This is a genomic window from Methylobacillus caricis (genome assembly GCF_020532705.1).
In the GTDB taxonomy this organism is placed as follows: Bacteria; Pseudomonadota; Gammaproteobacteria; order Burkholderiales; family Methylophilaceae; genus Methylobacillus; species Methylobacillus caricis.
Genome location: NZ_JAJAVD010000004.1, coordinates 563454 through 585246, shown reverse-complemented (window position 1 = coordinate 585246; position 21793 = coordinate 563454). Strand labels below are relative to the sequence as shown.

Sequence of the window (21793 nt, the reverse complement as noted above, 5' to 3'; positions counted from 1 at the left end):
CATGCTTAGGCGCTTTCAGCCATTTGTTTAAGGGTGACGTAATCTGTCTTGCCGGTACCAAGCAGGGGCAAGGTTTTTATGGCGATAATCTTGCGTGCAATCGCCAGCTCACTAGCCCCCAGTTTTTTTGCGGCGCTTGTCAGTGGTTCTCGGCCCAAGCCTGGGTCAGTGGTGTATAGCACGATATTCTCGCCGCGCTGTATGTCAGTTTGTGTAGTTGCCGCATGTTGATGTCCTGGTGATGCGATAACGGCCAGCTGTTCCGCGGTTTCCAGCGAGACCATTTCCCCCGCAACTTTGGCAAAGCGTTTTACACGGCCGCAGATCGTGACAAAGCCATTGCGATCAATATTGACGATATCCCCGGTGTCATACCAGCCATCCGATGGCGGCTGCAGTTTTCCTGGATGGTCGTAAAAGTAATAACCCAGCATCACGTTAGGCCCCTTTACATGGAGCAGGCCGCCTTCATCTATACCGGGAACCGGGGTCAGTTTGTAATCCAGCGATGGGAGCAACATGCCGACAGTGCCGGCAAGATGAGCCATTGGTGTATTCACGGCAAGTACCGGGGCACACTCGGTAACGCCATATCCTTCCAGGATGCGGATGCCGAACTTGTCCATCCATAGCTTGCGAACCTCGCTGCTGAGTTTCTCAGCACCAGCGACAACATAACGCATCTTGTAGAAGTCATAAGGATGGGCAAACTTGGCGTAATTTCCGAGGAACGTGCTGGTACCGAAAATGACGGTACAACCACGGTCGTAGGCAACTTCCGGAATGACGCGGTAATGCAATGGTGATGGATAGATGAACGTTTTGCTGCCACATACCAAGGGCATGATGCCGCCACAGCTGAATCCAAATGCATGGAATAGCGGCAATGCCATCATGAACTTGTCTTTGTGCGAGAAATCGATCACGGCCCGGATCTGGGCAATATTTGACATGATGCTGCGGTGGGAATGCACTACCCCCTTGGGTTTGCCTTCAGAGCCCGATGTGAATAACACGGCAGCCGGAGCGTCGGGATTGCGGTTTTTTTCTATGCGTCTGGGTAGCCAGATTGCATAGGCCATCAGCCACAATTTGTCAGCCAGCGTGAATTGGCTGCGTAAATCTTCCAGATAAACGATATTCAAGTGTTGCAGTTTTTCAACTGCGCCCGTCAGTTTCGCTGTCTCCAGGAATTTTCTCGAAGTGATTACGGTATTGATGGCTGCTGTAGCGCAGGCATCCTGCATGCCACTGGTGCCTGCAGTGTAATTCAGCATAGCCGGGATGCGCCGCATGGCATTCATGCCGAAAACCAGGCAAACCGTATTGGTGACATTAGGCATGAGCACCCCTACGGTTTCTTCAGGCCTGGTGATTTTCCCAACCAGACGGCCCAAAGCCAGGCTCTTCTTCAGCAGGTCGCCATAGCTCTCTTCCACCATTTGCGCGTCTTCCATGACTTTGGTTCGCCTGCCATAAGTCTTGATGGCTTCCAGGAATGCGCTGTAAATGGTGGTAATAGGCCGTGAGGTGAACAGCATTTCCTGCATGATCCGTTGCATGCGTTCGCCCGCAATACGTCGTCTTGCCTTGGCGGTTGGCGCTTCTGGCATGGGAATGTGGGTTGGTGGCTGGATGGATAATGTGATTTTTGGCAAAAGCTGGTGCGGATAGCCGCTATCCAGGCGGCCAAACCAGCTATGTGCAGCTCCCATGATACGTACTGGCAGGATAGTGGCACCAGTCTTGGCGGCGACAAATGCCGGGCCTGCATAGACTTTCATCAGGCTGCCGGTCAGCGTGATCCGGCCTTCCGGGAAGATCATGACCGACTCGCCTGCTTCCAGCAGCCGGATGACTTTCTTCATTGCCAGTGGACTGTGTGGGTCCACGGCCAAATGCGGCACATAACTGAGTATTCGTCGGAAAAACCAGTTATCCAGCACTGTAGTATGAACCACGAAAGTGGTACGTACGGGCAGAAACAGCCCGAGCAGGAAGCCATCCAGGAAAGACTCGTGGTTGGCGATGACGAGCAGTTTTTCCGGTGCAGGGATATGTTGTTGGCCAGTGACTTCTACACGGAACAGCAGCCTGGTTATCCACCTTGTTAATGACAACAGCATGGGGTCTCCTCTGGTTTATATTTTTTCATTAATGTAGTTAAGAACATCCTGTAATGCGGTTTGCATATGGTTTTTATCAATATGGAACAGTACTTCCTTGCCAACCTTCTCGCTTCTAAGCGCTCCGCCCTGCTCCAGCACTTTCAGGTGATGCGTTACTGCAGTGCGGCTCAGGGTTGATGCATCAACAATCTGCCTGATGCTCATGCGTTCTCCTGATTCAAATGAGAGCAGGATGCGTTGCCGGTGTTCATCGCCGAGAGCAACAAATAAATCGGAGATGTTTTTCCACTCTGCTGGAATGTGGCGGATGTTTTTCATAACTAAATATTTAGTTTTTTAGTTAAGTGTGTCAATAACTTTATTTCAAAGATGCTGTGTGATTCGCTAATATGCTTATCTTTCCTAGGTATAAGTATTTATGAGCGATCAGCAGGTAACAGACTTGATATCCCTTGCGGCAAGAATCAACGAAGCTGGTTTCAGCTTTGTCAATGGTGCCCAGGCACGAACATGGCTGCAGGAAAAAAATGCAGAATCGTTGGCAGATTGGGCGGCATTTGATGCCAGCTGGGAGAATATGCCGCTGGATAAGTATATGGCGGATGGCGGTCGCTATCGGCGTCGGCGTTTCGCCACCTTGAGTGCGGACAGTAAAGGGGCAATCTTATTGGAGCCTCACCAGCCGCATTACCAAAGCCGTGAATACAATAGCCTGAATGGTGGCGTGGCGCGCATCTATGAGCCCATTCCAGAGGCAATCATTCAGGGACAGACCATGCAAAGCGTACTGCATTTCTGCCGGGATCTGTTCAGTCACATGCGTCCTGAGGCACGCTGGCATATCGAATGCCATCAGTTCCGCATAGAGGCAAATCAGCGTGAGCATGGTCAACCTGCGCCTGAGGGAGTGCACAGGGATGGGGTCGATTATGTTCTGGTGATGATGGTCAAGCGCGTGAATATTTCCAGCGGCACTACCACATTACATGATTTGGATAAGCAGATGCTGGACAGCTTCACATTGACCAACCCGCTGGATTGGGCTCTGGTGGATGACAGGCGGCGTATGCATGGAGTGACGCCTGTAGAGCAGATTGATCCTGTATTGCCAGCCTATCGGGATGTGCTTGTGGTGACGTTTGCCGATAGAGCTTAATTTTGCTAAACCCGTGCTAGTAAAATTTCATATATCAACGAATACGTGCAAAGTATAACTTTTGCTAATATAAAAATAGATACCACATGAAATTCCGGGAATATGAATTGTATTGAGAAAATCTGCCATGCTTGATTGGAGTCTAACCATCAAGCGTGTTTCAATTCATCGTACAGTTAGATGGGCCGCACTGTTCGTCATATTTTTCTCGTGCCTTGATGTTACTGCAGCTCCCTTGCAAAAAGTGACTCTTCAACTCAAGTGGTATCACCAGTTCCAGTTTGCCGGATATTATGCAGCCCAGGCCCAGGGCTACTATCGCGATGAAGGGCTGGATGTCGAATTCATCGAAGGCGGGACAGGCCGCGCTGCAATCAAGCAGGTGATGAGCGGTCAGGCGCAATTTGGCGTCGGGGACTCTGAAATTGTATTAGCCCGCATGCAGGGAGAGCCTATCGTGGCCCTTGCTGCCATATTTCAGCATTCTCCCCATATTCTCCTCAGCAAGAAATCCAGCAGTATCAATACTCCTGCAGACCTGGCCGGAAAGCGCATCATGTTGTCTGGGGATAGGCGAGACGCACAGCACAAGGCATTGCTCTTGAAGGAGGGAATTGATATCCGAGCTGTGACGATTGTGCCTCATAGTCGCAACCTGGAGGATTTGCTGACAGATAAAGTGGACGTGATTTCTGCTTATGCCACTGTGGAACCTGCACGCATGAAAGAGCTGGGCGTTGAGCCGGCGCTCTTGAGCAGTATGGACTACGGCATTGATTTCTATGGCGATACCCTATTTACCTCTGACGCTGAAATCGCTGCACATCCCGACCGCGTTGCGGCATTTGTCCGTGCCAGCCTTAAGGGCTGGAAATACGCGTTGGATAATCCCCACGAAACTGCACAGTTGATTCTGGCGATGCCCGGTGTGGCAGAGCGAAATGTCACCATGAAGCAGCTCTTGCACGAGGCGCGCGACATGGAGCGCTACGTTATGCCGGAAGTGGTTGAAATCGGGCACATGAACCAGGCCCGTTGGGAGTTCATTGCCAAGGTCATGGAGAATGTCGGCTTTGCCAAGCCTGGATATGACCTGTCCGGTTTTATGCGGCCGCCTTCTGAAGAAAGCGCTCATCTTATACGGTGGCTTGCCGTGATCATCCTGGTGGTTGGTATCGTGATGGCGCTAGTCCTGCTCTGGAATCTGCAGATACGACGCAAGGTGCGAGAAAGTACGCGCGAACTGAATGCCGAGATTTTGCAGCGCAAGTTCATCGAGAAAGAGCTGCAATCCAGCCAGGAGCTGGTGAAACTGACATTTGGTGCAGCTGCAGCCGGTATTGCAATGATTACTATAGACGGTCGCTTCGTACTCACTAATCCCGCATATTGTGAGATTGTCGGTTATACAGAGGAAGAATTAAAAGACCTGACTTGTGATGTCCTGGCATATGAGCAGGACAGTGTCGAGGCCACCAGCAACAGACAACGGTTGCTGGATGGCAGCATCAATTATTCAGTGGCTGAAAAGCGCTATCGCACAAAATCAGGCCGTCCCGTCTGGGTGCGTATCAGTGCTTCGCGTGTGCTGGGAGCTGATGGAGCACCTGTTAATATCATCAAGGTGGTGGAGAACATTGAGCAGCAAAAAAGGCTTGAGAACTTGAGGATTGAGCAACGTGGGCTGCTGGAGCGTATTGCGGTAGGAAGCATGCTGGATGATACCTTGAGCGCTGTCGTGGAGTTGATAGAGGCGCAATTTCCAGAGGTCATGTGCTCCATCATGTTGCTGGATAAGAATGAATGCTTTGTCCGGGGGATATCGACCAGGTTGCCTGAGGCGTATCTTGGATTGCTCAATGGGTTAAAGATAGGCCCTTGCGTCGGCTCTTGCGGTACTGCCGCCTATGAGCGCAGAACGGTGGTGGTGGCAGATATTGAGGGGGACGTGCTGTGGGAGGATTATCGCCAGATTGCCAGGCAATATGATCTGTGTGCCTGTTGGTCCATGCCTATTTTCTCCAGCACACAACAGGTGTTGGGAACGTTTGCAGTCTATGGAAAGCATCCTCGCGTGCCTGGAAATGAAGAGATGGAGCTGGTCAGCGCCTGTTCGCATATTGCAGGCATTGCGATTGAGCGTGCCCGGGCGGAGAATCAACTCAAGCTGCTTGAAGCCAGCATAGCCCGCCTGAACGATATCGTGCTGATTGCCGAGGCTGATCCGCAAGGGTTGCATAGCCCGCGAACCATTTTTGTGAACAAGGCATTTGAACGCTTGACCGGATACACTGCTGAGGAGGTGATTGGCGAGCCTGTGCGCCTGTTGGATGGCCCGAACACGCAACAGGATGAGCTAGGCAAGGTGAAAGCCGCGCTGAAAAATGGACAATCCATTAGAACTGAATTAATCAATTACAAAAAGAATGGCGAGGAGATCTGGCTGGAGATGGATATCCTGCCCATTGCCAATACGGCAGGGCAATTCACGCATTGGGTGGCAGTGGAGCGGGATATCACGGAGCGCAAGGCTGCTGAACGCAAGATCCAGCATCTGGCCTTCTATGATGTGCTGACCAACCTGCCTAACCGGCTGTTGCTGCTGGACAGGTTGGAGCATGTGCTAGTGAACTCCATCAAGCTCAATAATTCAGGTGCTTTGCTTTTTATTGACCTTGATAATTTCAAAACCCTGAACGATACGCATGGACATGATTTTGGTGACATGCTGCTGGAGCTGGTGGCGCAGCGTATTGTCGAGAGTGTACGTATCAGGGATACCGTAGCGCGGCTGGGAGGGGATGAGTTTGTGGTGGTGTTGGACGGCCTGAGTAAGGATTTGCAGGTTGCAGCACAGGAGGCGGGAGGGGTTGCAGAGAAAATCCTGGCAACTTTCCTGGCGCCTTTCCATCTTTCCGGATATGAGCATTATTCTTCCAGCAGCGTCGGTGTCGCCTTATTTGGTGCCCAGCAGCAAGTGACTGTCGATGAGCTGCTGAAGCGGGCGGATGTGGCCATGTACCAGGCCAAGGCAGCGGGCAGGAACACATTCCGTTTCTTTGATCCTGCCATGCAGGCACTCATCACTCAGCGCGCCGCCATGGAAGAGGATTTGAGGCAGGCGTTGGCGCGCAATGAATTGGTGCTCTTTTATCAGTCTCAGGTGGATGAAGCGGCGAAGCTGTTTGGTGCGGAGGTGTTATTGCGATGGCAACATCCAAGGCACGGCTTGTTGTCCCCCGCAGGATTTATTTCCCTGGCTGAGGAAACCGGGTTGATACTGCCGATAGGCAACTGGGTTTTGAAGACTGCTTGTTTGCAGTTGGTGGCTTGGTCCAAACGGGCAGAAACTTCTGCGCTGAGCCTGTCAGTCAATGTCAGCGCACGCCAGTTCCGTCAGCCGGATTTTGTTGAGCGGGTACTGGCCATCCTCAATGAAACCGGTGTTGACCCTATGTACCTCAAGCTTGAGCTGACCGAGAGCATGCTGGTGGAAAACATTGAGGACATGATCATCAAGATGAATGCCCTCAAGGCGATGGGGGTGGGGTTCTCCATGGATGATTTTGGCACCGGATATTCATCATTGTCCTATCTCAAGCGTTTGCCATTGTCGCAGCTGAAAATTGACCGGACCTTTGTGCGCGATGTCCTGATTGACGCAAACGATGCATCTATTGTGCGTACCATTATTGCCCTAGGGCAGGGTCTGGGCCTGAAGGTGATTGCCGAAGGAGTAGAAACCCAGGAGCAGCAAGCATTCCTGGCACAAAATGGCTGCCTGGCCTATCAAGGCTATTTGTTCGGCATGCCTGCACCTTTAATCCGGTTTGAGCAGGAATTTGGATTGGCCTGAGCGGTTGACATTCAATGGAGTATCGGGAACTATTCCCTCATGTCATGAAAAAATTTCATGGCAATGATGTATTCATATGAGGAGAAAGTATGAAAAAAGCTCTATTGGTGATCTTTTCCGCGGGCGTATTGAGCGGCTTGTCTTTGGGAGCACAGGCGGCAGATGAAGAGTTTTATGGCGTGATCGAGAGCCGTCCGCAAGGAGATGTCGGGACATGGGTGATTGGTGGGCGCAAGCTGAATGTGACCAAGGATACCGAACTGGAAGAGGACCATGGTCCCCTGGTCAAGGGCGCCTGTGTGGAAGTGGAAATTGAGGACGGCCTGGTGCATGAAATCGAAAGCAAGAAAAAAGAAAAGTGTACTAAATAAAATTGACCGGCTGTAGTCGGAGACACTCCCGGAAACCCCTTGGAAACTCCAAGGGGTTTTTCATTTAAGGGATCCTTACTGCAATAGAGGGTGTACGCTATGCAGTAGAATACGGTCAAGTTGCTGCTTACTATTGTTCATGCTTGATGACTGGATGGGGGACGCCATGTTGGGTGGGATACGTTTTTGCGCGGTTTTGCTGTTAATGAGCTCGATGACGGCATGGGCTGCTCCATTGGTAACTTTGTACAAGGATGCCAATTGTGGATGTTGCCAAAAATATGTTGCCTATTTGCGGCAGCATGGATTCAAGGTGGAAGCATTTGATCGTGCTGATATGCAGCAGATCAAGCAGAAGTATGGCGTCTCCAGGGTGGCGAGCTGTCATACTGCACTGGTTGGCGGTTACGTGGTGGAAGGCCATGTACCTGTCGCTGCGATCAACAGGCTGCTCAAGGAAAAACCCGCCATTATTGGCATCAGCGTGCCGGATATGCCGATGAATTCTCCCGGCATGGGTGAGATGAAGCCAGGGGCGCTCACGGTCTACAACATTCCTGCTAACGGCCAGCAACCCAAGGTATTCTCGGTGGAATAAACATGATTGGCCGTGATCCCGGTCCAGGGATTAATAGCCTTTAAAAATCGCTCTGATCGGTGTATTGAAACTTCAATATTGCTATATGCTACTGCATCGGTGATCACATTGTGTGATGACTGGGGCCCTGTACAGGGGGAGACAACTCAACTTTTTCCTGAGATGCAGATACCATGCAACAACCAGCCTCTTCCATAGATATTGCACGCCAGACCCTGATGCAACTGGCGTCGCGCAAGATCCAGCCTACACCCGATAATTTCCGTACGGTTTATGATGAGATTGCCGGTGTTAAATCCGCAGACAGTTCGATTGAGCTTGCAAACACTTTGAACGAAGTCCTGGTGAACGCCGGGCAACAGAATCCCAAATATATTGCGGCTGCCCAATCTGTCAGGCAGTCGATAGAAAGCCGTAATTGGACGAAGCTGGCAGAGCAGTTAGGCAATCTGTTACCTGTTTCCAGTGTGGTAGATGATGATGTGAGCTGGCCTGCAACAATACGCAACTTGTTGAAGCAGCTGGAAATGAGCCACAAGGGTGTGACCTTGACGCGCAAGCGGGATGGCCTGAACCGCCTGCTCAGCAAATTTGAGCATGATGAAGCATTGCCGCAGAAAATCCAGGCCCTGATCAACTCATGGGGTATCACCAGCAGTGACGAGGTCGAGGTGGTTGATTCTGTGGATGACGTTGCAGCACCATTGGTCAATGCGGTGCCGGCATACACCGAAAAACCAAAAGAGCCCGCCCGCGAATATTACGCACGCATATCCGACTATTGGCGCGACATGCTGATGAGGACATTGGGCCTGATCATTATTCCTCAATTGGCAGCCCTGCCGGAGATGGCGCAAAAGGCAGAGGCCGTATTGGCGGATATCAAGTTGGCCTATTCGGAGGAAGATGTACTACGCCAGGGTGAAAATCTCAAATCCATTTTGTTTACGCTGGAAATGCATGGTGATACACAGCACCGGATTCATGAAGCCTTGCTGCAGTTACTGCGCTTGTCAACGACCAGTATGAGCGAGCTGGTGATGGAGGATAAATGGCTGCATGGGCAAACCCTGATACTACGGGATATTCTTGCCCGTCCGCTTAATCTGGACATGCTCTACGACGCCGAGAGCAGCTTCAAGGAGCTGGTTTTCAAGCAGGGGCAGATCAAGCCTCGCCTGATTGATGCCAGGGATGCGGTCAAGAAGATGGCTGAAATATTTGTCGTACGCTTGGCGGATATGACGGAAAGCACCAGCGAATACCAGAACAAGATCGATGGATACAAGCAGCGCATTACCGAGACCGAAGATATCCTGGAACTCAACAGCCTTATCAACAGCATGATGGAGGACACCCGGAACATAGGCCTGAACATACGCCAGTCCCGGGAAATGCTGAGTGAGACACAACTGAAAGTGATTGAGGCAGAGCGCCTGATCGATGAGCTGACATCCAAGCTGGAATACTTTAGCGAGGTGGCCCATGAGGATTATCTGACAGGCACTCTCAATCGTCGCGGCATGGAAGAAGCGCTGGAGCGAGAGTTTGACCGGGCCGACCGGCATTCCACCCAGCTCAGTGTTGCCATGATGGATGTTGATCACTTCAAGCAGCTCAATGACAAGTTGGGCCATGCTACGGGAGACAAGGCTTTGGCTCATTTGGCCAAGGTCATCAAGGAGTCCCTGCGTACGACCGATGTGCTGGCACGCTATGGTGGCGAGGAGTTTATTATCATCTTGCCCGGGACTGGTGAAACGGAGGCGGTAGATATCATAAGGCGTTCCCAGCGCGAGCTGACGCGAAGCTTCTTCATGCACAAAAATGAGCGTGTGCTTATCACGTTCAGTGCGGGCGTTGCCGAGCGCAAGCAGGACGAACCTTCCGCCGAGCTGCTGCCCCGGGCAGATACTGCTTTATACAAGGCCAAGCAGAGCGGGCGCAACCGTGTAGTGGGAGCGGATGGGCAGGATGCTTGAAATCGAGTTTGGCTCAGGCCTGTACCAGGCCAGCCTGGATTTGCGGCAGCTAGTGCTACGGACCCCGCTGGGTTTGATATTAAGTGAAACAGACTTGGCAGGCGAAGAGGCCCAATGGCATTGGGGATTGGAGCAGGATCACGTATTGCAGGCGTGCGTCGTGATCAAGCCACAGCATAAGCCGGTTGCAAAACTGCGGCAAATGGCCGTTGCCCCTTCGCTGCAAGGTTGTGGATTCGGGCGACAGTTGCTGATGCAGGCAATAGCATGTCTGGGCGAGCGCGGTTTTACCGAACTCACGCTGGATGCAAGGCAAACGGCAGTGAGCTTTTATCGCCGTGCCGGCTTTGTTGAGCAAGGGCAGTATTTCCTGCAGGTGGGGATTCCGCATATCGCCATGAGCAAACGTATATAGGCGCTGCTTAATGCTTCGGAGCATTCTTGATGGATCAGGCACATTGGTGCGATGGAGGGGGACATGCTAGGATGTATCGATATTGATGCGTTGCAGTGAGCGTTCTTCCCCCTGCTTTCTCGTGTGATAACAGTGAAAGCGCATGACATTCCGGCATCATCATTTAACCATTTAGCTAGTTGATATATTGATTAATCCTGAACGCCTTTCGCAATTGGCACTGGGCATGCTTATCCTGATCGTGGCGGGAATTTTTATTGGAGGCGAGGCACCTGGTGCTGGCGGTTTATTTACACCGCCATGGGACAAGGTCGTCCATTTCCTTGCTTTCGGCGCCATAGGCGTCTTGTCCGGCCTGGCGTTTCCGCGTGTGCCGTTGCTCTTGATCTGGCTGCTGGTGATTGCTGTTGGTGCTGCTGACGAGTTCCATCAGATATTTATCCAGGGGCGCCAAGCAGGGTTGGATGACCTCCTGGCAGATGCAGTGGGCGGGTTTGCTGCGCTGCCTGTGATTGCCGTATTAAGGAAATGGTGGATTTATTAGGCCTCTCGAATTCTGTCATCGAAATAAGTTTTGCATCATAAGATATTGGTGGGATAGGGCTCGCCAATTCTTCAATTCAGCATAAGCAACCTATATGCAGTCCAATATCCAAGAAAACGAATCATCCTATCCTTTACGCAATCCGGCATTCATCCGCCTGCTGGCGTTTCGGGTGAGTATTACCTTTTCCTACCAGATCATGGCGGTGGTGGTGGGATGGCATATTTACCAGCTTACACATGATCCCCTGTCACTGGGGTTGATAGGCCTTGCGGAGGTCTTTCCTTATTTCTGTACCGCATTGTTTGCCGGGCATGCAGTGGATCATTATTCCAGGCGTATGTTTGGCGTCATGGCCAGTGTCGTCCTCACTTTTAATGCATTGATTCTGGCTGCCATTGGGGCTGGCTTGGTATTGCCTGATAGCGAGTCCTCACTGTTTATCTATGCCTCTGTCGCTTGTGTGGGATTTGCACGTGCTTTTATCGGACCTTCCTACGGTGCGCTGTTTGCTTTGGTATTGCCTCGCCAGCAATTTGCACGTGCTGCAAGCATTGGCAGCTCTGTCTTGCAGACAGGGCTGGTGCTAGGGCCTGCGATCGGCGGTGGCATGATCGCCTTGGCAGGCATCAGCGCAGCTTATCTTGCTTCTGCCTTATTTTCCCTGTTTGCGGTGGTTGCCATGCTGAGCCTGAAGGTCAAGGAGCCACCAGCGACGGATAGCGCGCCCGTATTTGCCAGCATTGCGCAAGGCTTGCGCTTTGTATTTGGCAACCAGATCATGCTGGGTGCGCAGGCGCTTGATATGTTTGCCGTGCTGTTCGGCGGCGCGGTAGCCATGCTGCCCATGTTTATCCACGATATATTCCATTATGGTCCGGAAGGCCTCGGGATATTGCGTGCCGCTCCTGCTATTGGCGGGATTGCCACCGGGATATGGTTGACACGCCATCCAGTGAACCTGCATGCCGGACGCATTCTGCTGGTTGCCGTGGCTGGGTTTGGCCTCAGTATTATTGCATTTGCGCTGAGTGGCAGTTTCTGGATGGCGGCGGCCCTGTTATTGATTTCCGGGATATGTGACGGTGTTTCGGTTGTGGTGCGTACCACCATCATGCAGTTGATCACGCCGGATGCCATGCGTGGCCGGGTATCCGCGATCAATGGTATTTTTATCGGTTCATCCAACGAGCTGGGCGCATTTGAGTCCGGCATGATGGCGCGCCTGATGGGCCTGATTCCATCCGTGATATTTGGCGGGGCAATGACAGTTGCGGTGGTAGGGACTGTGGCCAGGTTTGCGCCAGGTCTGCGCAAACTGAACATGCGAGACCTGCACTGATTTCAAGAGCTGGCTAGGGCTGGATGGGAAACAATTTCTTATCACCGAGGGCTTTGGCGATTTCGTCATAGACCAGCCGTATCCGATCCGGCACCGGGCCTCGTTGTGGACGATATACATACAGATCCCATGAGGGAGCAATGTGTTCATCAAGCACCGTGACCAGATGCCCGCTTTTAATATATGGAATGACCAGCGGTGCGCCAATCTGGGCAAAGCCTATGCTGTCCAAAGCGAGATCAAGTTCTACGCTGGAGTCATCAGTGATGAAACTTGCCATTTTGGGAGTCAGCTGCTGTCCGTCGGCAAAGAACCAGGGCCAGGTCTTGCCACTACTTTTGTCGACGAGGGCGATAGTGGGATGATCATGCAGTTCCTGCAAGGTGCGTGGCCTGCCGCTACGTGCTACCAGCTCTGGCGTGCCAACTATCAGAAAGGATACTTTGGACAAGGCGCGTGCCACAAAGCTGCTGTCGCGTAAAAAGCCGACCCTGACCCCGATATCAATCTGTTGTTCCACCACATCACTGTGCGTATCCGACAAGCGAAGATCAATGGTGATCTGCGGATGCTCGCGGGATATCTTGCCCAATAGCGGCACCAGGAAGCGCTTGCCGATGACGATGGGGGCCGTGATACGGACTATGCCGCTCATCTCGCTGGCAAGCTGTTTGCCTGACCGCAGGAATAATTCGTCCACATCAGCAATGGTGTCGCGTGCGCGTAGTGCCAGTTGCTCACCAAATTCGGTAATACGCATTTGCCGCGTGTTGCGGTAGAACAATGGCTCTGCAAGGATTGCTTCAAGCTCCTTCACTGCGCGCGTGACGGCCTGTGGCGATACCCCAAGGCGAATGGCTGCCTCCTTGAAGCTGGAGGCTTCGGCAGTAGCGCAAAAGATGCGCATCATTTCCAGGCGATTGAGCATGATGGGACGATAGGAAGGTTGATGTCGCAATTATTCCATATTATGGAATTCTAAAATAAATATATTTCCATTTATTCAATAGGGGAATTTCCGCATACTCTCGGCATATAGTTGATTTTAAACGATATATTCAAGTATATATAACGTTATCAACAGGATTTTTGCTTTTTATGAGGGAAACGCTTCATGGTCAGTTTGAATATCAACGGCAAGGACAGGCAACTGGATGTGCCCGGTGAAATGCCAATCCTCTGGGCCCTGCGTGACATCGAGCACCTGACTGGTACCAAGTTTGGCTGCGGTATGGCGCTGTGCGGAGCCTGTACCATTCACCTGGATGGTGAGCCAGTACGCTCTTGTGTCACCCCTGTGTCGGCGGCAGCCGGTAAGAAAATTACAACGGTGGAGCAGATTTCCGCTGACCCGGTGGGAAAAGCCGTGCAAAAAGCCTGGCTGGATCTTGGAGTAGCGCAATGCGGATACTGCCAGGCTGGCCAGGTGATGTCTGCTACTGCCCTGTTGAAAGCAACGCCCAATCCCAGCGATGAAGAGATTGATGAAGCCATGAGCGGCAATATCTGTCGTTGTGGAACCTATCCGCGCATCCGTGCAGCCATCAAGCAGGCAGCAACAGGAGCGGAAAAATGAGTCTGGAGATTGAACTGGATTTGCCCAACCTCAGCCGCCGCCAGTGGCTGAAGGGCGCGGGCGCCATCACTGGTCTGGCATTGACTATCGGTGTTAGCGGACTGGTACGTGCAGCGGTGGAAGAGCCCAAGAAATTTGGCGGTGACGCCATGCCGGGTGGCCTCAAGGATGATGCACTGGTGTTTGTCTCCATCGGGACGGACGGCATTGTCAGCATCGTGGCCCATCGCTCTGAAATGGGCCAAGGTGTGCGCACCAGCTTGCCTATGGTGGTAGCGGACGAGCTGGAGGCTGACTGGAGCAAGGTACGTGTGGTGCAGGCTGAAGGCAATGAAGCCAGGTACGGCAACCAGAATACCGACGGATCACGCAGCATACGCCATTCCTTTGAGCCGATGCGACGCGTGGGTGCGACGGCCCGCCACATGCTGGAAACCGCGGCGGCGGCCCAATGGGGAGTGCCAGTCAATGAGGTGGAAGCCAGGCATCATGAGGTCATCAATAAACGCACGGGCAAGAAGCTAGGCTACGGCGAACTTGCGACCGCGGCTGGTAAGCTCGCGGTACCTGCGCGTGAGAGCCTGCACTTGAAAACGCCAGCACAGTTCCGCTATATCGGTAAGCAGAATACACGCAATATTGATGGCCGGAAGATCGTGACTGGCGCTACGCATTACGGTATCGATACCCAGCTGGACGGCATGCTGCATGCGGTGATTGCGCGTCCCCCCGTGTTTGGTGGCAAAGTGAAGAGCTTTGATGCGAGTACCGCGTTGAAAGTGCCAGGCGTGGTAAAGGTGCTGGAGCTCAAGGGCAGCAATTTACCACCGCTGTTCCATCCGCTGGGCGGTATTGCCGTGCTCGCAACCAACACATGGTCTGCGACCAAGGGGCGTGAAGCGCTCAAGATCACCTGGGATCACGGCCCAAATGCCAGTTATAACTCGCCTGCCTTCAGGAAAACACTGGAAGCCGCTGCCCGTAAACCGGCCAAGGCGGTACGCAATAACGGCAATGCGAGTGCAGTATTGGCCAAGGCCAAGCAAAAATTTGAGGCGGAGTATTACCAGCCCCATATTGCGCACTCCTCCATGGAGCCGCCTGCTGCTACGGTGCGTATCATCAACGGCAAGTGCGAAGCCTGGGCCTGCGTGCAGGCGCCACAGGCCACGCTTGAAACAGTAGCAGCGCACTTGGGATTCAAGCCAGAAGACGTCAAGATCAATGTCACCTTGCTGGGTGGCGGGTTTGGTCGTAAATCCAAGCCGGATTTTGTCGCTGAGGCAGCACTCCTGTCACAAGCCATAAAAGGCAAGCCGGTCAAGGTGACCTGGACCCGTGAGGATGATATTCACCATGATTATTTCCACACGGTCTCCCTGGAGCGCATTGAGTGCGCGCTTGATGAAAAAGGCCTCCCCACGGCCTGGCTGCACCGTACCACGGCGCCTACCATTGCATCGACATTTGTGGCTGGCGCCAAAGGTGGCGCACCATTTGAGCTGGGCATGTCAGCGGTGAACATGCCGTTCAATATTCCTAATGTGCGGGTGGAAACCCCTGAAGTGGCTGCCCATACCCGTATAGGCTGGTTCCGCTCAGTGTCCAACATTCCGCATGCGTTTGCAGTGCAGTCTTTTGCTGCTGAACTGGCACACAGGGCAAAGCGCGATCACAAGGATTACCTGCTTGACCTGCTCGGACCGGCCCGCAAGATCAACCCTGATGATATTTCCGATAGCTGGAATTATGGGGAGTCGCCTGAGCGTTATCCGCTGGATATCGGCCGTATGCGCAATGTGATTGAATTGGCGTGCAAGAAAGCGGGATGGGGTCGTAATTTGCCCAAAGGACACGGCCTGGGCCTGTCGTTGTGCTATAGCTTTGTGACGTATGTCGCCACCGTGGTTGAGGTCGTGGTCGCGGACAATGGTGAAATCAGCATTCCCCGCGTAGACCTGGCAGTGGATTGCGGTCCGCAGGTGAATCCTGACCGCATACGCTCACAGGTGGAAGGCGCTTGTATCATGGGTGCCAGCTTGGCGTTGAGCGGCGAGATTACGTTCAAGAACGGGGTTGCCGAGCAAAGCAATTTTCACCAATATGAAGTGCTGCGCATCAACGAAGCCCCGCGGGATATTCAGGTGCATATTGTGGAACACGGCTTGGATGTTCCACTGGGCGGCATAGGTGAACCTGCCACGCCGACCATTGCGCCTGCCCTCTGCAATGCCATTTTTGCGGCAACGGGCAAACGGATACGTACCTTGCCTATCCGTGATCAGTTGAGCAAGGCTTAAGCCATGGCCATTATGCATGCACTGGATCAGGAAGTGCTTGAGCAGGCGTTGGCATGGCTGAATGCCGACCATGAGGTGCATCTTTTCACCGTGGTGCAAACCTGGGGCTCTGCGCCACGCCTGCCGGGCGCTTTGCTGGCGGTGCGTGATGATGGTCAATTGGTTGGCTCGGTTTCTGGGGGGTGTATTGAGGATGATCTGGCTGACAAAGCCAGGGAAGGCGTACTGCCCACCAAGACCGCGCTGCTTGAGTATGGGGTCAGCCGTGATGAGGCGCAGCGTTATGGCATCCCTTGTGGAGGACGGTTACAGATATTTGTTGAGCCATTGAAAAGTACGCAGCACATCCAGCTGTTGCTGCAAAGTCTGCATGAGCGCCGTTTGGTGAAGCGATCTGTACGCCTGGGTACTGGCGAAGTCATGCTGGCCGATGCGATGCCAGGCTCGGTGGCAGCGCTGGATGGCGACTGGTTCCACAGCTATTTCGGCCCACAGTGGAGGCTGCTCATCATCGGAGCCAATCAGCTCGGTGCTATGCTGGCCAGTATGGCGCAAGCCCTGGAATTTCAGGTATTGATGTGTGACCCGCGTGAGGAAATGCGCGCGCAGTGGCGTGTGGATAGTGTGAGCTGGCAAGCAGGTATGCCGGACGATGTGGTGCTGGATATTACGCCTGATTCCTTTACCGCCATTGTAGCCGTGACTCACGATCCCAAGCTGGATGACATGGCCCTGCTGGAAGCACTCAGGTCAGAAGCGTTCTACATAGGTGCCCTGGGCTCCAGACTCAATCAGGAAAAGCGCCGCGAACGCCTGCGCATGTTTGACTTGAATGACGAGGAAATTGGCCGGTTGCATGGCCCGGTAGGCTTGCCGATTGGCAGCCGGACGCCCGCTGAAATCGCTGTCGCCATCCTGGCCGAGATCATCCAGATTCGCTCTCAACAACGTGCTGCCGCACTCACCAGCCAGTCAATTGCCCAGGCTTTCCCTACAGGCAGTGCTTGCGCCAGTTAAGCCATGTTCTAGGCCCTGGGCAAACTAGCTTAGCTGGAGCTTAGTCGCTCCATATCTTCCCAAGTATCAATGTCTTGCAGGATGCCCGGGTCGTTACATTCCAGAAAATGAATCTCCTGCGCATGGCGACGCAGGATGGATCGTGCCCCTTCATCACCATTTAAGTCAGCGAGTTCTGCAAAAAAACGCTTATTGAAACCCACCGGGTGACCGCGTTGCTGCTGATACGTCGGTACCACAATGCCAGCATCAGTTTCCAGTTGTTGCCTGATGCTGGCGATGGTCTGCGGGTGAATAAAGGGCATATCCGCCAGCGCAATCACAATGGCATCAGGCGGCGGGTTGCGAGAAGAGACATGGCGCACAGCGACAGCCAAGCTGTCTGCCATTTCCTGCTCATGCGCTTGACAGGTCAATACCCTCAATCCGGCACTTGACATCAGCTCTGCAAGCTCAGGCACCTCAGGCCTGGTGATTGCCAGGCTATCGGGAAGCGCTGTAATCAGGTTGTGGGCGGAAACAGCAGCAGTTGGCTGGTCTGCTTGCAGTGGCTGGAGCAACTTGTTGCCGCGAGTAAAACGGCGAGAGTGTCCAGCGGCAAGCAGAATGCCTGTAATTCTCATTGCACAGAGGGTTGCTCTGGCTCATCAACCACAGGTTCTGAGGCTGGGGCTTCCTTCTTGGGTTTGCGTGGCTGCTTTCGGCGTGCCTCCAATGAGCGGGCCAGGGATGCGTCCCGTGCGGTCACTTGCCCTGCCGGATTGCCTTCCAGGTCAATGCGAGGCGCATTTTCAACGATGCTTGCCCAATAGCGGGTGCCGCGACACCAAGTCTTGATTGCTTCCGTAATCGTCGCTTCATCTAGTCCAATCTCCTTGGATTTTGCAATGAGGTCTTGGTAAATGCCAATCTTGAGTGGAAGCTTGGGTGCCGGGTTCTTGGGAAATGTCTTGGGGAAATGCTTTTGCAACCTGCCAATTGCAAGCACTACCGGGTCAACCGGATTGGCCGTTGCCGGCTTGCGCGGTACGCCCTTTGGCTTGGCCGGGTGCTCTGCCTTTGCTGTGGCGGCCAGTTGTTTTTTCAGTTCTGCGAGTTGTTCAAAGCCCATGGTGGTATCTGGAAAAAGAGAAAAAGGGATTCTACTACTGAAATCACGAGGATTATGCTGCTAATCACATAGTAAGCATTACAGCACAGAGTATGCCAGCTACTTTAACGCTGCGGGCCGGGGAGCAGGAGCTTGGGAAAGTCATGAAAAATCATAGGTGGCGAATGGATCATGGTTATTCCCCTGCCTGGTTTGCATGATGAATAATTACCCGGATTCCTTTGGGCTTATGGTTTCCAACGTCTACCCGTGACAATCCAGCCAAAAAAGACAGCTTCCAATAAAACACGCAGTGAACGCTGAGTAGACCGCTTGGTTGAATTCAGCTCGAGCTTATCTGGTGCTATGAATTCTGATAACAATTCTTTCGTGATATCTAAATATTCAATATGCACCATAAATGTTTGCGTATTGTAATCCTTGACATGCATGCCAGGATAAAGCTTGCTGAAGCTGCCGCCTCGAATAAAGAATGGAATTTCATAAGCATCTAGCATTGCCGAAATCACTGCCGCCTCAGATTCCGATATGGGTGAATATACAGGAAGCATAAAATTACTTAGCTTGCTGCCTGTACTGGTGTATCCAGCGCTTGTTTCAACCGATACATAAATTCCCGGCGCACACTACTCTTATCCTGCGGCTTCACCTGGAGGCGGCCGCGCAACACGGCAGTTTCATGGTCCATTTGCTCGATACCGGCAATTTCCAGGTCGCTGTCTATCTTGTCCTTGTAATCTTTATCAGTACGTAGCTCAGCGCCAATCTCGCGCATGGCCTGCATGATATGGTTGAAATCGCTCATCACTGGCACTTTGAGGTCAATCACCGCATAGGCAAAGTCGCGGCTCATGTTGCTGACGGTAGTGATGACGCTGTTGGGAATGAAGTGCACGCTGCCTTCATAATCGCGCAGGCGGATGTGGCGCAGAGTGACCTCTTCCACGATACCCTGTTTGCCTGCGGCTTCTATCGAGTCTCCCTGGCGAATCTGGTTTTCCAGCAGCATGACGAGGCCATTGAAGTAATCCTTGACCAGGCTTTGAGCGCCAAAGCCGACGGCCACTCCAACAATTCCGGCAGCAGCCAGAATGGGGGCGATGGAAATGCCTAGCTCATGGAGTATTTCAACGACGGCAATACCGCCAATCACAGTGGTAGCGATATAGCTGATCACGCGCCCTAAGGTTTCTATGCGTTTGAGTTCTTCCAGGTTTTGCTGGGCATGCTGGCGCAGCCTGCCTTTCAGCAGGCGGATGGCGTTGCTGCTGAGGCGGATAAGGATGAGGGCTGCGATAATGACCAGGATAATCCTTAGGCCGGACTGGATGAAGTGTGTGAGACTTTCAGCGTTGGAGATACCCAATGAGTTTAGATATTGTTCCATATGCTTCCTTTGCTAGTGGTTAAAGTTGCAGCCAGTAAAAGCCCAGTGGCGGAATCACCAGTTGGCCATGACGGGTGGACAATACTTTATCGCTGTATAGCTCACGTACCTGGCTGTGCCCGAACACATTCACTGCTTCCAGCTCTTTCAAATCCAATGTTTGTGGAGCTGTATCGAAATTGGCAACTACCAGCACACGGGAATGAATGCCGCTGGAGGTGAAACGCAGGAATGCAAACAGGTGCGGGTTGCCGATGGTCAGCATCTCACGGTTGTTGAGATCGGCAAATGCCGGGATCTGCTTGCGGATGGCGAGGATTTTCTTGATAGGGTGGAAAATACGGTGTTCCACCGTGCCTTCGATATGGCGTTTTTCTGCGTTCTCCCAGTTCAGTCGTGGCCGATGTACCCAGCGGCTGTCATGGTGCTTGTTCTCGTCGGTCAGGTAAGTGTTGTCGTTCAGGGTGCCGATGGAGTCACCGTAGTACAGCAACGGGATACCGCCGAACGAGGCGATCATGCTGTGCAGCAGAATGATGGTCTTGATGCTGATGTCGATGGCGGTCTCGTCCTGGTTCAGCAAGGCAGCTTCCAGCCCTGCCAGCGAAGCCAGGGATCCGGAAATACGGGCATCGCCGGTTTTCTCGTTGCGGCCGAAGGCAACGCCAGTGGCGGTGGAAGCCGGGTATTGGCCAGTGTAGTAATCCACCAGGAAGCGGCGGTGCGCCTGGGGGTCATAACCTGCTTCGCGGATATCGTTGTCATCGAAACCCAGGCCGATGTCGTCATGGCAGCGGATGTAATTGAGCCAGGTGGCACGGTCCAGTTTGGTTGGCAGGCTGCGTACGCCTTTTTCCAGCAGGGTGGCTTTCTTGGTAGCGACTGCCTCCCAGAGTAAAGCCATGAATGTGGCGTTGTAGGCGATCTCGCACTCCTTGGCATTGACTGCGTCCTCGCCGAAGTACTTGATGATTTCCACTGGCGCGACAATGGCTTCGGCGATGAACAGTGCGCCCGGGGCCGTGACCTGGCAGCAGTCTTTCATCAATTGCAGGATGAGGTGGGCTTCACGCTCGTTCTGGCAGGTGCTGCCCACTTTTTTCCAGAGGAATGCCACTGCATCAAGCCGGATCACGTCGGCGCCGTGGTTGGCCCAGAACAGGATGATGTCTATCATCTCGATGAAGACAGCCGGGTTCTTGTAGTTGAGGTCCCATTGGAAGTCATTGAAAACCGTCATTACCCACTTGCCCATTTCCTCGTTCCAGGTGAAGTTACCCGGCGCGGTTTCGGGGAAGACCTCAGGCATGGTCTGTTCAAACAGGTCAGGTATTTTCCGGTCGGAATAGGTGTAGTAGTAATCCTGGTATTTCTTGTTGCCCTTGCGTGCTTTCCTGGCCCATTCATGCTCATCGGAGGTATGGTTGACCACGACGTCCAATATCAGCAGCATGTCGCGTGAGCGCATATCGGCACTCAGCCTGTCCAAATCTTGCAGGGTGCCGTATTTGCTATCTATCTTGCGGAAGTCGCGCACTGCATAACCGCCGTCGTTACGCCCCTTGGGGCCGTCCAGCAGCGGCATGACATGCACCAGGTTGATACCCAGCTCCTGCAGGTAGTCCAGCTTGCTGTGCATTCCGTTAATGCTGTCTGCGTATTCCTGGCAATAAAGCGTATATCCTGCCAGTTTTTGACTCAGGAACCAGTCGTGGTCTTTTTCGCGCGCAAGATCGCGTTGACGTAATTCGGTGGGGCGGTTGGTATATTGCCTGGCCATCACATCCACTAGTTTGTGCATCTGCAGGCGGAAATCGCGGCGATCACCATAGAGCTGGTGGAATAAGGAGTGAATGGCATAGAAATTAGCCCCAAGGCGGATGTAAAAATGCTTGAGGTCATCACAATCGACCTTGGGGTCAAGTCCGATCAGGATGTCGTTGAGTAAAGAGTGGGAAACTTGTTCATACATGCCGGTTCACTTTCTTTTTTATTGATCGCCTTTGCAA

19 protein-coding genes are annotated in these 21793 nt (G+C 52.9%); 11 read left to right on the top strand and 8 right to left on the bottom strand.

What is annotated here, in order from left to right:
* Positions 1-5: 5 nt before the first annotated feature.
* Together aas and LG200_RS13105 are read right to left on the bottom strand one after the other, a co-directional pair.
* On the bottom strand, positions 6-2126 hold the full coding sequence (gene aas, locus LG200_RS13110; protein ID WP_226758073.1) for a bifunctional acyl-ACP--phospholipid O-acyltransferase/long-chain-fatty-acid--ACP ligase: 2121 nt from the start codon (positions 2124-2126) through the stop codon (positions 6-8).
* A 15-nt stretch (positions 2127-2141) separates the two neighbouring features.
* A complete protein-coding gene (locus LG200_RS13105) occupies positions 2142-2447 on the bottom strand; it encodes an ArsR/SmtB family transcription factor (RefSeq protein ID WP_226758072.1) in 306 nt (101 codons plus the stop codon).
* A gap of 100 nt (positions 2448-2547) precedes the next feature.
* Between LG200_RS13105 and LG200_RS13100 the strand changes: the two genes are divergently transcribed.
* From LG200_RS13100 to LG200_RS13065, 8 genes are all read left to right on the top strand, one after another.
* Positions 2548-3285, top strand: a complete 738-nt coding sequence (locus tag LG200_RS13100) for a 2OG-Fe dioxygenase family protein (RefSeq protein WP_226758071.1) — start codon at positions 2548-2550, stop codon at positions 3283-3285.
* 244 nt (positions 3286-3529) lie between these two features.
* A complete protein-coding gene (locus tag LG200_RS13095) occupies positions 3530-7141 on the top strand; it encodes an EAL domain-containing protein (protein WP_226758261.1) in 3612 nt (1203 codons plus the stop codon).
* Between the two features lie 89 nt (positions 7142-7230).
* The gene (locus tag LG200_RS13090; RefSeq protein WP_226758070.1) at positions 7231-7512 is read left to right on the top strand and encodes a DUF5666 domain-containing protein; all 282 of its coding nucleotides are present in this window, start codon (positions 7231-7233) and stop codon (positions 7510-7512) included.
* A 139-nt stretch (positions 7513-7651) separates the two neighbouring features.
* Entirely contained in the window at positions 7652-8110 is a 459-nt protein-coding gene (locus tag LG200_RS13085) for a DUF411 domain-containing protein (protein WP_226758069.1), read from the top strand.
* A gap of 173 nt (positions 8111-8283) precedes the next feature.
* Positions 8284-10092 (top strand): GGDEF domain-containing protein, encoded by a 1809-nt coding sequence (locus LG200_RS13080; RefSeq protein WP_226758068.1) that lies wholly within the window; start codon positions 8284-8286, stop codon positions 10090-10092.
* Entirely contained in the window at positions 10085-10507 is a 423-nt protein-coding gene (locus LG200_RS13075) for a GNAT family N-acetyltransferase (protein ID WP_226758067.1), read from the top strand. The genes LG200_RS13080 and LG200_RS13075 overlap by 8 nt, the downstream gene beginning before the upstream one ends.
* Before the next feature lie 226 nt (positions 10508-10733).
* The gene (locus tag LG200_RS13070) at positions 10734-11051 is read left to right on the top strand and encodes a VanZ family protein (RefSeq protein WP_226758066.1); all 318 of its coding nucleotides are present in this window, start codon (positions 10734-10736) and stop codon (positions 11049-11051) included.
* A 94-nt stretch (positions 11052-11145) separates the two neighbouring features.
* Entirely contained in the window at positions 11146-12393 is a 1248-nt protein-coding gene (locus tag LG200_RS13065; RefSeq protein ID WP_226758065.1) for an MFS transporter, read from the top strand.
* 13 nt (positions 12394-12406) lie between these two features.
* On the opposite strand, the gene LG200_RS13060 is transcribed toward LG200_RS13065, so the two are convergent.
* Complete coding sequence (locus LG200_RS13060; RefSeq protein WP_226758064.1) at positions 12407-13351, bottom strand: LysR family transcriptional regulator; 945 nt, start codon at positions 13349-13351, stop codon at positions 12407-12409.
* Positions 13352-13507: 156 nt separating this feature from the next.
* Between LG200_RS13060 and LG200_RS13055 the strand changes: the two genes are divergently transcribed.
* Genes LG200_RS13055 through LG200_RS13045 form a run of 3 tightly spaced genes read left to right on the top strand, consistent with a single transcriptional unit; the run spans position 13508 to position 17286 of the window.
* Positions 13508-13969 (top strand): (2Fe-2S)-binding protein, encoded by a 462-nt coding sequence (locus LG200_RS13055; RefSeq protein ID WP_226758063.1) that lies wholly within the window; start codon positions 13508-13510, stop codon positions 13967-13969.
* Positions 13966-16269, top strand: a complete 2304-nt coding sequence (locus tag LG200_RS13050) for a xanthine dehydrogenase family protein molybdopterin-binding subunit (RefSeq protein WP_226758062.1) — start codon at positions 13966-13968, stop codon at positions 16267-16269. The genes LG200_RS13055 and LG200_RS13050 overlap by 4 nt, the downstream gene beginning before the upstream one ends.
* Positions 16270-16281: 12 nt before the next feature.
* Positions 16282-17286, top strand: a complete 1005-nt coding sequence (locus LG200_RS13045) for an XdhC family protein (RefSeq protein ID WP_226758260.1) — start codon at positions 16282-16284, stop codon at positions 17284-17286.
* A 29-nt stretch (positions 17287-17315) separates the two neighbouring features.
* On the opposite strand, the gene LG200_RS13040 is transcribed toward LG200_RS13045, so the two are convergent.
* From LG200_RS13040 to LG200_RS13020, 5 genes are all read right to left on the bottom strand, one after another.
* Positions 17316-17909 carry a nucleotidyltransferase family protein gene (locus LG200_RS13040; RefSeq protein ID WP_226758061.1) on the bottom strand — a complete coding sequence of 198 codons (594 nt, stop codon included), beginning with the start codon at positions 17907-17909 and terminating at the stop codon, positions 17316-17318.
* Positions 17906-18397 (bottom strand): ProQ/FinO family protein, encoded by a 492-nt coding sequence (locus LG200_RS13035; protein WP_226758060.1) that lies wholly within the window; start codon positions 18395-18397, stop codon positions 17906-17908. The genes LG200_RS13040 and LG200_RS13035 overlap by 4 nt, the downstream gene beginning before the upstream one ends.
* A 227-nt stretch (positions 18398-18624) precedes the next feature.
* Positions 18625-18948 carry a hypothetical protein gene (locus LG200_RS13030; RefSeq protein WP_226758059.1) on the bottom strand — a complete coding sequence of 108 codons (324 nt, stop codon included), beginning with the start codon at positions 18946-18948 and terminating at the stop codon, positions 18625-18627.
* A gap of 8 nt (positions 18949-18956) precedes the next feature.
* A complete protein-coding gene (locus LG200_RS13025; protein WP_226758058.1) occupies positions 18957-19784 on the bottom strand; it encodes a mechanosensitive ion channel family protein in 828 nt (275 codons plus the stop codon).
* Positions 19785-19803: 19 nt separating this feature from the next.
* A complete protein-coding gene (locus LG200_RS13020) occupies positions 19804-21756 on the bottom strand; it encodes an alpha-amylase family glycosyl hydrolase (RefSeq protein ID WP_226758057.1) in 1953 nt (650 codons plus the stop codon).
* Between the last annotated feature and the right edge of the window lie 37 nt (positions 21757-21793).